A 12,468-nucleotide genomic window follows, 5' to 3' on the forward strand; every position below is an offset into this window, starting at 1 on the left:
AGAACTAAGGGTTCATCAAGGCGCTGTTGACGACGAGTCAAATTGGCTATCGTTTCTCTATTATCGTTTTATTTCTTCCATGACGTATGCCTCAATCACATCATCAGTCTTGATATCATTGTAGCCATCAATCATGAGACCACCTTCACGACCGTTTGTAACTTCTTTGACGTCGTCTTTGTAGTGTTTCAAGCTTGCAAGTTCACCATCGTAAATAACGACACCGTCACGGATAACACGGACTTTCGAGTCACGGGTAACTTTACCGTTGATAACCATGAATCCACCGATAGTTCCGACTTTAGATACCTTAAAGGTTTCACGGATAACTGCTTCACCGATAACTTTTTCTTCGAATTCAGGATCCAACATCCCTTTCATGGCTTCTTCCATCTCTTCGATAACCTTGTAAATAATGCTGTGGAGACGGATTTCTACATCGTCAGCTTCGGCTTGTTGGCGCGCTTGTGGTGTAGGGCGTACGTTGAAACCAACGATAAAGGCATTGGAAGCTTCGGCAAGAGTCACGTCAGACTCATTGATAGCACCGACAGCCGAGTGAACGATAGTAACTTTCACACCTTCCACATCAATTTTTTGAAGTGAGGCAGAAAGGGCTTCAACTGAACCTTGTACGTCGGCCTTGATGATAACGTTAACTGACTTAAGCTCACCAGCTTTAAGTGTATCAAAGAGGTTTTCAAGGCTGACACGTTGGGTAGCTTGACGTTGTTTCATAAGGGCACGTTTGGCACGTTCTTCACCTGCTGCACGCGCAGATTTTTCATCTTCGTAAACGGCAAAGTGGTCACCTGCCATTGGCGCTTCGTTCAAACCTGTGATAGAAACTGGTGTTGATGGTCCAGCCACCTTGACACGACGACCAAGGTCATTGGTCATAGCACGGACACGACCGAAGGTATTTCCGACAACGATAGGGTCTTGCACATTCAGAGTACCTTGTTGGACAAGAAGGGTTGCGACCGCACCTTTTCCTTTATCCAAGCGAGCTTCGATAACCGTACCGATCGCACGCACTGTTGGGTCTGCTTTGAGTTCTTGGATTTCAGCCACAAGAAGGACTGTTTCCAACAATTCTTCGATATTTTGGTTGAATTTAGCTGAGATTTCAACAAATTCAGAATCTCCACCCCAGGCAGTTGACATAACACCATGCTCTGCCAATTCACCAATAACACGTTCTGGATTGGCACCTGGTTTATCAATCTTGTTGATAGCTACGATGATTGGAACGTTGGCCGCTTTTGAGTGGTTGATGGCTTCGATAGTCTGAGGCATAACCCCGTCATCGGCCGCCACGACCAAGATGGTAATATCGGTAACAGATGCACCACGCGCACGCATAGAGGTAAAGGCCGCGTGTCCTGGTGTATCAAGGAAGGTAATCTTCTTGCCATTTTCCACGATTTGATAGGCACCGATATGCTGAGTGATACCACCTGCCTCACCTGTCGCAACGCGAGAGTTACGAAGGGTATCCAAAAGGGTTGTCTTACCATGGTCAACGTGTCCCATGATGGTTACAACTGGTGGACGCTCAACCAATTCATCTTCATTGAGATAACCATCTTCGACAAAGAAACGTTCGATGTCGGCATTATCCACTTCAACCTTTTGTTTGGCTTCGATACCGTAATCCACCATAAGGAGTTCAATTGTTTCTCCATCCAAGGATTGGTTTTGTGTGGCCATGACACCCATCATAAAGAGTTTCTTAACGATTTCAGCTGGTTCACGTTTGATACGTTTTGCGATTTCCGCAACAGTCATACCATCTGTATATTCAAATTCTGTTGGCAATTCGTGGAACTTACGCTCTGTAACAGGTTTTGGAGTCTGGTTACGGTTGTTTTGCTTGTTCCCTTTTTTATTTTTCTTGTTGTTATTCCAGTTACTATTTCTTTGATTTCTCACTTGATTCTGACTACTTCGATTCTTTTGTTGTTTTCTAGGACCATCTTCTTCGTGATCATAATCGTCACGTTCTTTGTCTGGTCGAGCTTGTTTTTTACGACGTGTATCCACTGGCGCTTCTTTCGCTACAGGAGCTACTGTTACAGCTGGCTGCGTTTGTTCAGCTAGCTTAGCAGCTTCTTCAAAGATTTCCTCTGGCTCCTTGCGTTTGTTAGCTTGAGCCAAGGCTTCTTTGGCAGCTTGCGATTGTTTGAAGCGCTCCTCGCTTGAGCGTGCGTACTCTGCATTTTGCTCTGCTTTTAGGGCTGCTGCACGGGCTTTAAAGTCAACACGTGGACCACCTTGCTTGGGCTGGAAGTCTTGTTGCTGACGGCGATCATTGCCACGATTCCCTTGACCTTGTGGTTTTTTCCCTTGGTCGTTGAATCGGCGATTGTCGCGGTTCCCTTGACCAGGTTTACCACCATTACGGCCGTCATTTTTCTGACGGTTGCCGTTTTGTTGTTGGTCACGGTTGTTGCCCTTGTTTTGTTTGCGTCGCTCTGCCTGCTCTTTGGCACGCGCCTCACGCTCCGCCTTGAAGTTTCGACTCTGTGGTCTTGCGGCCACTACTTTTTCTTCCTTAGGAGCTGCAGGTGTAGCTGATTTGCTTTCTTCCTTTGCGGCAGCTGGTTTAGATGATGCAGGCTTTTCAGCTTTCTTTTCTACACTTGCTTTTGGTGCTGCAGGTTTTGCTTCTGCCTTAGGAGCAGGTGCAGGTTTAAAGCTAGCTGCGATTTGCTCAGCAGCAGCAGCTTCCACGCTCGATGAGTGGCTTTTCACATCCAAGCCCAACTCTTTTGCACGCGCTACAACTTCTTTACTTTCTTTTCCAAGTTCTTTTGCGATTTCGTACAATCTTTTCTTAGACAAATCATGTCCTCCTCTTCTATTCCATAAGAGACCTCATTTTCTTTGTAAATCCAGCATCTGTCACAGCCAAAACCTTTCTCGATTTTCCGACTGCTATGCTTAATTCCAGTGTTGAAAACACGGTTATAACTTCTACTTGATAATAGTCACTTTTATCTTGAATCTTCTTGGTCAGATTGGGACCAGCATCATGGGCTAGAAAGACTAGCTTGGCTTTCTGGTCTTGGATGGCCTTGACCACCAATTCCTCACCCGATATGATCCGGCCTGCTCGTTGAGCAAGTCCCAAGAGATTACTTATCTTTTGCTTATTCAAGTCCTAACTCTCTTCTTTTCACTTTGTGATCCACATAGGCGATCAACTCGTCATAAAAGCTTTCTTCCACTTCCATGTTAAAGCTGCGGTTAAAGACTTTTTTCTTTTTGGACTCTAGGGCTTCTGCATTGTCTAGCTTGATATAAGCGCCACGGCCATTGGCCTTGCCTGTCGGATCGATAAAGACCTGTCCTTCTTTGTTCTTGACAATGCGGAGCAAATCACGCTTATCAATCACTTCGTTGGATACAACAGACTTGCGCAAAGGGATTTTTCTTGTTTTCATCTTTCCCTCCTCTAGTAGCTTTTATTCTTCTGTCAATTCATCCGCAGCTGCGTAATCCACTTGACCTGCTTCTTCCATAGCTTCAAACTCACTGGCTGACTTGATATCGATACGGTAACCCGTCAAGTGAGCTGCCAAGCGAACGTTTTGTCCACGACGACCGATGGCAAGAGAAAGCTTGTTATCAGGCACAACGACCAAGGCACGTTTGCTGTCGTTTTCATCAAAGATAACTTGGTCAACCTCTGCCGGTGCGATGGCATTGTAGATAAACTCAGCTGGATCTGCTACCCACTCGATAACGTCGATGTTTTCTTCAACAGGAATCATGCGGTCGCTCTTAGCATCGTAACGAGCTGGGTGGAATTTGCTGGTGATTTTCTTGATATTGGCACCACCACGTCCAACGATTGTCCCGATAGCGTCCACGTTTGGATTGTGGCTACGAACGGCAACTTTCGTACGGTCACCAGCTTCGCGGGCTACGCTCATGATTTCAACAGTTCCATCGTAAACTTCTGGAATTTCTTGCTCCATCAAACGTTTGATCATTTCTGGATGGCTACGGCTAACAAAGACGTTGACACCACGAGGGTTGTCTTCAACCTTGTAGACATACACTTCGATACGGTCGTGGGAAGCAAACACTTCTCCAGGGATTTGGTCTTGTTTTGACAATTGGGCTTCGATGCTACCAAGGTTGACATAGATGAAGCGGTTGTCAAAGCGTTCTACTGTACCAGACATGATTTCTTGTTCATGTTCCTTGTAAGTATTATAAGTGATGGCACGTGTTTGCTTGCGCATTTTTTCCATGATGGTTTGTTTGGCAGATTGGGCTGCTACACGACCAAACTCAGCTGGTGCTTCTTCAAACTTGATTTTGTCACCAAGTTCATAGGCTGAATTAATGGCAAGGGCATCTTTCAAGCTGATCTCCAAACGGCTATCAAATACTTCATCAACAACTTCACGAACAGTATAGACAGTAAAGTCACCTGTTTTTTCGTTGAAGTCAATAGCTACGCTGTCAGATTGACCATAGCGTCTGCGATAAGCGGAACGAAGCGACTCTACTACTGCGTCGATGATGTCTTCTTTTTTGATTCCCTTGTCTTCTTCCAAAATGCGGAAGGCCTCTAGCATTTCTTTACTCATGTTCTTTTTACTTTTGAATCCTCAAAAGCTATCCTTTCTTTTCTATAGTTTTACTGCTAAACGTGCTTTTGATACTAAACTGTATGGAATTTGAACGGTTTTCTTACGTGTCTTGTCCATATACTCCATAGTCAACTCATCCCCTTCAAAGGATACTAAGGTTCCTTCAAAGACTTTTTGCTTATCAATGGCTTGGTAGAGCCCGACATGGATGTATTTCCCAACAGCTCCAGCGACAGCATCCTTGGTTTTCAAAGGACGTTCCAAGCCTGGACTGGTGATTTCTAGGAAATATTGTTCTGGGAAGGGATCGGGCTTGATGGTATCTAAGACAGGACTGATGATTTCTGTCAAGTCTGCCGTGTCGTTCAAGGTAATTCCTTCAGGTTTATCTACAAAAATACTGAGAATCATGTCACTACCAATCTTTCCATACTCGATATCCACGAGCTCGAAAGGCGCTTGGATGACAGGTTCTACAACTTCTCTGACTAATTCTACGATTGTTGCGATTGCGTCCACCTCCTCATAAGCAAGAGGCGAAGATATTTCCCCGCCTCTCTTTCTCATATTCTTACTATCAGTATAGCACGTTTGTCAATTTATGTAAAGCATTAGCACTCAAACAGCTGGTTTTCAAGCTATTTCTTAAAATTCTGCTTCAACTCGGTAGATCACTTGACCCTTGCTTGAGAATTTTTGCTCATATTCTGTCATGACATTGCCTTCAAAATCACTGGCATGCAAGTCCAGCCAAACACCATTGAGTCTCATCCCATACTGAGAAAAGCTCACTAGACTGTACTCAAACAAGCCACGATTGTCTGTCTTGAAATGGATTTCCCCATTCTCAGGCAAGATGCGCTTGAAGGTATCCAAGAAACTCTTGTAAGTCAAACGACGTTTTTCATGGCGTTTTTTAGGCCAGGGATCTGAAAAGTTTAGGTAGAGACGATCAATCTCACCGTCTTCAAAGTAGTCGGTCAGATCTGAACCATCTACCCACAGCAACTTGATGTTGGGCACTCCAACTTCTAATACCTTATCCAAGGCATAACTCAATACCGACTTTTGGATATCAATCCCGATATAGTTGATGTCAGGATTTTGCTTGGCCATTCCGGATACGAAGGCCCCTTTCCCACTTCCAACTTCAACATGAATAGGATGATCATTTCCAAACAAGTCTCGCCATTTCCCTTTTGCTTCTAAGGGATTGAGGACCACATACTGAGGATTGGCCTCTAGTAATTCTGTCGCCCCTTTACGATTTCTAACTCTCATCTCTTCTTTCCATACTTGTCACGGAAGACACGCAAGGCGTAAATCTCCCGGTTTACATTGTCTAAGTCTTGATTTTCACAGTATTTGGCAATCTGGTTCAAGTAAGAATACTGACCATACCAATACAATTTATCTAACACTGTCTGATTGTACTTATAGCCGTAGTCTCTCAACCATTGGCGCCACTGATGATCCGGAATGTAGTGGCATAGCAAATGCGCCACATCAAACATACGATCCGTCAGACGAACCGAATCCCAATCCACTAGATAAACGAGTCCACTCTCTGTCTCAATCCAATTACTATGACGAAGATCTCCATGCACAATCGTTGCATGGTCTTCCCTAAAACCTGGAACCGTCTTACCTAGCTCAGCAATCACACTGTTCAAATAGTGGTTCTGCTTCAAGATTTCTGGAACTCCTTGCTGCCAAGAACGTAGCAAATCAACTGGTGTTTCCATGGTGTATCCCAAACGGCTCAACTGCTTCATCAAAGGACGCGAGCGGTGAAGGCGGTTCAAGATATTGATGATCTGCTTGCGATTCATATCGTAAGGGGTCAAGATTTTACCCGTCAGCCATTCCTGAGCACACATATCACGGCCATCTGGCAAACGACGAGTCCATAGTAATTGAGGAGCGATTTGTTCTCTGGCTAGGCCAGGTAGGATTGGAGAGGTGTTCATTTTTACAAAGACGCGCTTCCCATCAGGGTAGCTTCCCATATAAGCTTTGCCACTCTTCCCAGGGATAGGGGTCAGCGTTAGCTCATTATCACCCAAGTCCATTTCTTTCCTCCGTATAAAGTTTCCTTACTATTCTACTAGTTTTTGGTCTATTCGTCAACCAATCTTTTTAGTTGGTAAGGCAAATAAAACAATTGTAGGAAGAGACTAGCCCCTACAAGAGCCAACAAGGCTATTTTTTCTTGAAAAACCACTGCTCCGACCAGCAATTCCAGCAAAAGAACTGCACTTCCCACACCGAGTACAATCTGTTTCAACCCTTTCTCCTTCTCCCCTTTTTCTAGTGGAAAGAGCTGGGTCAAGTATTGGTAGTCAAAGGCATGATAGAGAGCGAGTAACTGAAAGAGCAAGAGGTAGTTAAACAGCACTACCACCGCTATCGCGATCCAAGATTGCTCGATAAAGATCACAGCTAACAAGGATAGGAGCAAGAGACGGAGACTGAGGGCAAAGAGGTCTCCATTTCGCAGATAAGAACGAAGATAGAGATTTTGCCAGATCTTCCCAGGCACCTTTTGAACAGTCTTTAGGAGGAAATCCAAATAAGCGCGTCGTTTGACACTATTTGAAACGCCCTTGACCTGAGTAAAGAGAGCAAAGAAACGAAGCAAAACTTGCTTGCGCTTGCTTTCTTGGGAGATCACATAGTCCCAGTCGAGACCAGTATCAGTAAAAAATTTACTGGCTTTTTGACGAAAGAGGAGATATTTTCCAGCTCCCAATAAAACCACATAGATGAAAAAAACTGGCAAGCCATAGCCCATGGCTAAAAATAAGGGCGCAAATAAAAGCAAGAAAAGGGTTTGGACAAAGAGCCAAAAGACCAGTGAGCGCATCGTCTGCCCTTTGAGGTGGGACTTAACCTCCTCTTCACTGACTAAGAGAAAGAGCTTGTCAGGTCCTTCCATATAGGTCGCGATTCCTCCCCAAGTCAAAAGCAAAGTAGATACTATTACTAAAAACAAGAGAATAGGCCAGTGGTTTTCAGGAAAATCTTGCAAGAGTTGACTATACTGGTAAGCTAGAAAACCGATGAGAACTAACAGGAACAAGACAAAGTGGTCATTGAGAACATAACGCAGATAACCGACACACTCCTTACGAAAAGCCTGCTTTCTCCTTAAAAATAAGTCTTTCATAGCTCCTCCTCTTTGGTCAGAGCCAAGTAAATATCATTCAAACTCGCTTCAGGCATGTCAAAGGCTTCGCGGAGTTGCTGGAGGTTCCCCTGAGCTCGCACCTCCCCCTTGTGGAGGATGACAAAGGCATCACACATCTTCTCCGCTGAATCCAGCACGTGGGTACTCATGAGAATGGACTTGCCTTTTTGCTTCTCTACTTCTAGAAGCTGAATCAAGTCGGCAATCGCCAAGGGATCGAGGCCAAGGAAAGGCTCATCAACGATAAAGAGGCTCGGATCCACCACAAAAGCACAGATAATCATGACCTTCTGCTTCATCCCTTTCGAAAAATGCACTGGGAACCAGTCTAATTTTTGGTCCAAACGAAACATTTTTAACAAAGATTCTACTCGCTCAAAAGCCACTTTTTGCTCAATACCATAGGCCATGGCAACCGTCTCGATATGCTCTCTAAGAGTCAATTCCTCATACAGACTAGGCGTCTCTGGGATATAGCCAATCTGCTTGCGATAGCTGGTCGCATCTTCTCGCAGGGTGAGACCATTAATCTTGATTTCTCCACTGTAAGGCGTCAAAAGTCCAATAATCTCATTGATAGTCGTTGATTTCCCAGCACCGTTAAGACCAATCAAACCAACCAACTGCCCACTTTCAACTGTAAAGGACACATCTTTCAAGACAGGGACATGAACATAGCCTCCTGTCAGGTTTTTAATTTCTAACATATTTTCTCCGAATCTGGTATAATGTAGCTATATTATATCAAAATTCAATACAGTAGAGGTGGATTTTATGTCAGATTGCATTTTTTGTAAGATCATCGCAGGGGAGATTCCTGCTTCAAAAGTATACGAGGATGAGCAGGTTCTTGCCTTTCTTGATATCTCTCAAGTAACGCCTGGACACACCCTCATTGTACCCAAAGAGCACTATCGCAATCTTTTGGAGATGGATGCCCCAAGTGCCAGCCAACTCTTTGCCCAAGTGCCACTGGTAGCTCAAAAAGTTATGAAAGCTACCAAAGCTGCTGGTATGAACATCATCGCCAACTGTGAGGAAGTTGCTGGTCAAACAGTCTTTCATACTCACGTGCATCTCGTACCTCGCTACGGTGCAGAAGATGACCTCAAGATTGACTTTATCGCCCACGAACCTGACTTTGACAAACTTGCCCAAGTCGCTGAAACCATTAAAAACGCTTAAGGAGATGCCATGAAACTATCCAATCTATTGCTATTCGCAGGAGCTGCAGCTGGAAGTTATTTTGTCGTGAAAAATCGCCAAGCCATTCAGGATGAAGTGCTAGATACAACTGACCGCGTCCAAGCTATCAAGGATGATTTGGATATCATTCAAAACAGCCTACAAATCATCGACCAACAAAAAGCCCTTATCAAGGAATACCAAAAAGATTTAACCTACAAATTCAAAGTTTTAGAAAAAGATTTCCAAACCAGAATGGCGGTTCTCCAAGAAGAAAAACAAGAATAAAAAAGCCTCCAACTTTCCTTAATTCCATTTTGGGTTACTAGATTTGAACAGAAAAAGGAGGCAATGAAAATGAAACAGTTTGTAAAAGTTCTAGCGAAGGTCATCGCGATCCCTTGCGGCTGCCTCTGCCTGCTTGCAGCCCTAGCATTTCTACTAGTGGCCAATCTTTTCAAGGCTTCACCGAGTGACATCCGTGAGGGGAATGAAGCCTTAAAACAAATCTTTATCTCTCTTGACATGCCTCCTAAGAAAGTAGAATCAAATGGAAGGTATCAATTTGAGGGTGGAGGCTTACATTTTTATGTTACTTTCTCTGATGATGTCATCAATAGCCACCCCGTCCTAAAAGAAAGTCCAAAACTCACCAAAAACCGACTCGAAGTCTATGTCCTCCAGACAGGAGAGATTTCCTACTATAAAGTAGGGGACAACTTGTTCAATCACGGTTTAATACAATTTTTAAAAGAGGAGGGCGAGAAGTATTTCCAAGAAAAAGGAAAGAAATCAAAATCTTCTTACACAATTCTAAATTGGAAAGATCAAGAAAGTCTTAAAAAGGGAATTGCATTCTATGAAAAAGCTTTGACCTTAGTAGATATTCAGGATAATTCGGCGATTAAGCGCATTGACACCGTCACCGTTAAGCCTGGAAAGGAAGAGGAATTCAAGCAACTCATTCAGGAGATGGATACTGCTGGCTTGCTCACTCAAAAGTATAAATAGTAGACTAAATGGAGAATGATTGCTCGATGCTAAATTTCCCAAGATTATACAAAAAAAGAGCCGATCGGCTCTTTTTACTTTATTCTCCTTCAAAGGCATCTTTTATATGGTCAAAGAAGCCTTTTTTCTTCGGATTGACTTTCAAGTCACCTGCAGCTGCGAACTCTTTAAGCGCTGCTTTTTGGCGGTCGTTCAAACCTGTCGGAGTCACGACATTGACAGTAACGTATTGGTCACCAACAGCACCGCCACGAAGGCTCGGTGCTCCCTTACCACGTAGACGGAATTTCTTGCCAGTCTGAGTTCCTTCTGGGATAACCAATTCAACATCTCCATGCACAGTTGGAATTTCTACAGTATCTCCAAGAGTAGCTTGGACGATATTAAGATTTAACTTGTAGAAAATAGTGGTTCCTTCACGTTCAAACTTATCGCTAGCTTCCACAGAAACTACAACATACAAGTCACCATAAGGTCCACCGTTAAAGCCCGCTTCACCTTGACCAGCTAGGCGAATTTGTTGACCAGTTTCCACACCAGCAGGAATTTTCACATGTACGCTATGGGCTTGTTTTTCATGACCCGTTCCATGACAAGTTGTACATGGATCCTTGATTTCTTTTCCGCGACCATGACAGACATCACAGGTTACTTGGCGACGCATCATACCAAGAGGAGTCTGCGTATCGACATTAATGACACCAGCGCCATGACAGCGTCCACAAGTGACTGGACTTGTCCCTGGTTTAGCACCAGATCCATTACATGTACGACAGCTAGCTTCACGATTGTATTTAACTTCTTTTTCCGTTCCGAAGATAGCTTCTTCAAAGGTCAAGTTCACACGATACTGGAGGTCATCCCCTTGACGAGGAGCGTTTGGATTTCGTGAAGCTCCGCCTCCCCCGAAAAAACTTGAGAATATATCTTCAAAACCACCGAAGCCACCTGCTCCGTCAAAGCCGCCAAAACCGCCAGCACCACCAAAGCCACCGTTGGCACCTGCAGCACCATACTGATCGTAAGCTGCACGTTTTTGGTCGTCACTCAAAGTCTCATAGGCTTCTTGAACTTCCTTATATTTTTCCTCAGCGCCAGGCTCCTTGTTGATATCTGGGTGGTATTTTTTGGAAAGCTTACGATAAGCCTTTTTGATCTCGTCTGCCGAAGCGTTTTTTGACACCCCCAGACGATCATAAAATTCAGTATTGTTCATAATTCAAGATACAAAGGGCGTCAAACGGACACAGCCAAAATAGGAGTTTTGACGACGGACGCTTACGTCCTAGAAAAAACTATCTTTTTGGCATAGTCCGTAGCCCGTGTTCAGTTACTCGAACACCCTTATTCCTTTCTATAATTTATAAGTAAATCATTAGAGGGTATTTTCTATACTCTGTTTCACTTCATCAAACTCTTTATCCGATAGAGTAAAAATCAAGTCCTCTTCTGAATATTCGTTCTGTTCTTTAAAATAGTTGTCAGTATTTTCTGCCAAACCTAGACCAAGAATTACTTTTCTTGCAAACTCTTGATGTGCAAAGCCAATAGCAGTAATGATATTTTTATCTTGCAGGACAGCTTTTGCTTTGAAATTTTCCCGAGGAAGAAATTCAAAATAGTCAAAGAAGTTTTGCCAAATCCCACCTGTAAATTTCGTATCATTCAATAAACCTGCTTTTGCCAACAAAAGAGGCGCTGAAGAAATGGCTGCAATCAAGACATCTCGCTCACCAAGGTCCCTCAAGAACGAAATCAATTTCTCACCCTGTAGGGCAGGTCCTATGTTTACCATTCCTGGCAAAATCACACAAGAATACTCTTCTATACAGATTTGATCTAGTGTTTTGGTCGGTTGACAGGGCAAGCCATCCTCAGAGACCACTATCGAATGATCTGAAGCGACATAATCAATCGTGATATCAAAAGACAGAGCTAAAGTACTCGTTAAAGCGGTTATCTCATAAAGAGAAAAATTAGGATAAATCAAACAAAGTACTTTTTTCATACGCAACATCCTCTATTTTACCGAAAAACAGAGGCTGGGTTGCAACCTCTGTGACTGTAATTATTTGTTTTCTAAATAGTAAAACATTCTTTGCAGATTTAAAGATGATTTCCGTTTTGGACGTTTTTCTCTATCCAACAATAGCACTTCGAATATCATAACAAAAGTAAATAATGCTGTTAGGATATAAGCTAAAATTGCATTACCATCCGCACCTATAAGAAGAACAAAACTTGAGACTACCGAGGGGATAAATACTCCCAAAATAATATTAATAATTATTTCATAATTTTTATCTGCTGATTCCCTTTCAGAAAATATAATTTCTTTATATTCTGCAAGTTTATTCGCTGGAATATTATCTATGAATAATTTAGCGCTTTTTAAATCACTAGAGCGTTGACAAAATTCTTTAAAAAGTTTTTTCGTATTGGACAAATCTAAATTCATAATTTCACTTATTC

Annotated in this window: 15 protein-coding genes; 3 read left to right on the plus strand and 12 right to left on the minus strand. The window is 43.2% G+C overall.

The window, feature by feature from the left end; all coding sequences use genetic code 11:
- Positions 1-60 precede the first annotated feature (60 nt).
- From infB to A0739_RS07105, 9 genes are all read right to left on the minus strand, one after another.
- The gene (infB, locus tag A0739_RS07065; protein WP_061587519.1) at positions 61-2,847 is read right to left on the minus strand and encodes a translation initiation factor IF-2; all 2,787 of its coding nucleotides are present in this window, start codon (positions 2,845-2,847) and stop codon (positions 61-63) included.
- A 16-nt stretch (positions 2,848-2,863) separates the two neighbouring features.
- The gene (locus A0739_RS07070) at positions 2,864-3,163 is read right to left on the minus strand and encodes a YlxQ-related RNA-binding protein (RefSeq protein ID WP_001041396.1); all 300 of its coding nucleotides are present in this window, start codon (positions 3,161-3,163) and stop codon (positions 2,864-2,866) included.
- Positions 3,156-3,449 carry an RNase P modulator RnpM gene (gene rnpM, locus A0739_RS07075; RefSeq protein WP_061587520.1) on the minus strand — a complete coding sequence of 98 codons (294 nt, stop codon included), beginning with the start codon at positions 3,447-3,449 and terminating at the stop codon, positions 3,156-3,158. The genes A0739_RS07070 and rnpM overlap by 8 nt, the downstream gene beginning before the upstream one ends.
- A 21-nt stretch (positions 3,450-3,470) precedes the next feature.
- Positions 3,471-4,607 carry a transcription termination factor NusA gene (nusA, locus tag A0739_RS07080; protein WP_000032278.1) on the minus strand — a complete coding sequence of 379 codons (1,137 nt, stop codon included), beginning with the start codon at positions 4,605-4,607 and terminating at the stop codon, positions 3,471-3,473.
- A gap of 42 nt (positions 4,608-4,649) precedes the next feature.
- The gene (gene rimP, locus A0739_RS07085) at positions 4,650-5,129 is read right to left on the minus strand and encodes a ribosome maturation factor RimP (protein WP_000338696.1); all 480 of its coding nucleotides are present in this window, start codon (positions 5,127-5,129) and stop codon (positions 4,650-4,652) included.
- A gap of 126 nt (positions 5,130-5,255) precedes the next feature.
- On the minus strand, positions 5,256-5,891 hold the full coding sequence (trmB, locus tag A0739_RS07090; RefSeq protein ID WP_061587521.1) for a tRNA (guanosine(46)-N7)-methyltransferase TrmB: 636 nt from the start codon (positions 5,889-5,891) through the stop codon (positions 5,256-5,258).
- Entirely contained in the window at positions 5,888-6,682 is a 795-nt protein-coding gene (gene ccrZ / locus A0739_RS07095; RefSeq protein ID WP_000363019.1) for a cell cycle regulator CcrZ, read from the minus strand. Before ccrZ ends, trmB begins: the two co-directional genes overlap by 4 nt.
- Before the next feature lie 47 nt (positions 6,683-6,729).
- Entirely contained in the window at positions 6,730-7,779 is a 1,050-nt protein-coding gene (locus A0739_RS07100; RefSeq protein ID WP_061587522.1) for an ABC transporter permease, read from the minus strand.
- A complete protein-coding gene (locus A0739_RS07105) occupies positions 7,776-8,507 on the minus strand; it encodes an ABC transporter ATP-binding protein (RefSeq protein ID WP_061587523.1) in 732 nt (243 codons plus the stop codon). Before A0739_RS07105 ends, A0739_RS07100 begins: the two co-directional genes overlap by 4 nt.
- A gap of 67 nt (positions 8,508-8,574) precedes the next feature.
- On the opposite strand from A0739_RS07105, the gene A0739_RS07110 reads away from it, so the two are divergent.
- The 3 genes from A0739_RS07110 to A0739_RS07120 all read left to right on the plus strand — a co-directional run bounded on the left by A0739_RS07110 (position 8,575) and on the right by A0739_RS07120 (position 9,996).
- Positions 8,575-8,985, plus strand: a complete 411-nt coding sequence (locus tag A0739_RS07110) for an HIT family protein (protein ID WP_049485019.1) — start codon at positions 8,575-8,577, stop codon at positions 8,983-8,985.
- 9 nt (positions 8,986-8,994) lie between these two features.
- Positions 8,995-9,273, plus strand: a complete 279-nt coding sequence (locus A0739_RS07115) for a hypothetical protein (RefSeq protein ID WP_000777745.1) — start codon at positions 8,995-8,997, stop codon at positions 9,271-9,273.
- A 69-nt stretch (positions 9,274-9,342) separates the two neighbouring features.
- Positions 9,343-9,996, plus strand: a complete 654-nt coding sequence (locus A0739_RS07120) for a hypothetical protein (RefSeq protein WP_061587524.1) — start codon at positions 9,343-9,345, stop codon at positions 9,994-9,996.
- Between the two features lie 79 nt (positions 9,997-10,075).
- On the opposite strand, the gene dnaJ is transcribed toward A0739_RS07120, so the two are convergent.
- The 3 genes from dnaJ to A0739_RS07135 all read right to left on the minus strand — a co-directional run bounded on the left by dnaJ (position 10,076) and on the right by A0739_RS07135 (position 12,454).
- Positions 10,076-11,212: a molecular chaperone DnaJ gene (gene dnaJ, locus A0739_RS07125; protein ID WP_001066315.1), complete on the minus strand. Its 1,137-nt coding sequence runs from the start codon at positions 11,210-11,212 to the stop codon at positions 10,076-10,078.
- 159 nt (positions 11,213-11,371) lie between these two features.
- A complete protein-coding gene (locus tag A0739_RS07130) occupies positions 11,372-12,004 on the minus strand; it encodes a DJ-1/PfpI family protein (RefSeq protein ID WP_049519833.1) in 633 nt (210 codons plus the stop codon).
- A gap of 60 nt (positions 12,005-12,064) precedes the next feature.
- Positions 12,065-12,454 carry a hypothetical protein gene (locus tag A0739_RS07135; protein WP_061587525.1) on the minus strand — a complete coding sequence of 130 codons (390 nt, stop codon included), beginning with the start codon at positions 12,452-12,454 and terminating at the stop codon, positions 12,065-12,067.
- Positions 12,455-12,468 lie beyond the last annotated feature (14 nt).

The organism is Streptococcus oralis (genome assembly GCF_001588645.1).
In the GTDB taxonomy this organism is placed as follows: domain Bacteria; phylum Bacillota; class Bacilli; order Lactobacillales; family Streptococcaceae; genus Streptococcus; species Streptococcus oralis_AB.

Excerpts from the sequence above, each read along its gene's own strand:
- rnpM (WP_061587520.1), bottom strand. The coding sequence starts at position 3,449 with ATGAAAACAAGAAAAATCCCTTTGCGCAAGTCTGTTGTATCCAACGAA.
- A0739_RS07135 (WP_061587525.1), bottom strand. The coding sequence starts at position 12,454 with ATGAATTTAGATTTGTCCAATACGAAAAAACTTTTTAAAGAATTTTGT.
- A0739_RS07105 (WP_061587523.1), bottom strand. The coding sequence starts at position 8,507 with ATGTTAGAAATTAAAAACCTGACAGGAGGCTATGTTCATGTCCCTGTC.
- ccrZ (WP_000363019.1), bottom strand. The coding sequence starts at position 6,682 with ATGGACTTGGGTGATAATGAGCTAACGCTGACCCCTATCCCTGGGAAG.
- A0739_RS07130 (WP_049519833.1), bottom strand. The coding sequence starts at position 12,004 with ATGAAAAAAGTACTTTGTTTGATTTATCCTAATTTTTCTCTTTATGAG.
- A0739_RS07120 (WP_061587524.1), top strand. The coding sequence starts at position 9,343 with ATGAAACAGTTTGTAAAAGTTCTAGCGAAGGTCATCGCGATCCCTTGC.
- trmB (WP_061587521.1), bottom strand. The coding sequence starts at position 5,891 with ATGAGAGTTAGAAATCGTAAAGGGGCGACAGAATTACTAGAGGCCAAT.
- dnaJ (WP_001066315.1), bottom strand. The coding sequence starts at position 11,212 with ATGAACAATACTGAATTTTATGATCGTCTGGGGGTGTCAAAAAACGCT.
- A0739_RS07100 (WP_061587522.1), bottom strand. The coding sequence starts at position 7,779 with ATGAAAGACTTATTTTTAAGGAGAAAGCAGGCTTTTCGTAAGGAGTGT.
- nusA (WP_000032278.1), bottom strand. The coding sequence starts at position 4,607 with ATGAGTAAAGAAATGCTAGAGGCCTTCCGCATTTTGGAAGAAGACAAG.
- A0739_RS07110 (WP_049485019.1), top strand. The coding sequence starts at position 8,575 with ATGTCAGATTGCATTTTTTGTAAGATCATCGCAGGGGAGATTCCTGCT.
- A0739_RS07115 (WP_000777745.1), top strand. The coding sequence starts at position 8,995 with ATGAAACTATCCAATCTATTGCTATTCGCAGGAGCTGCAGCTGGAAGT.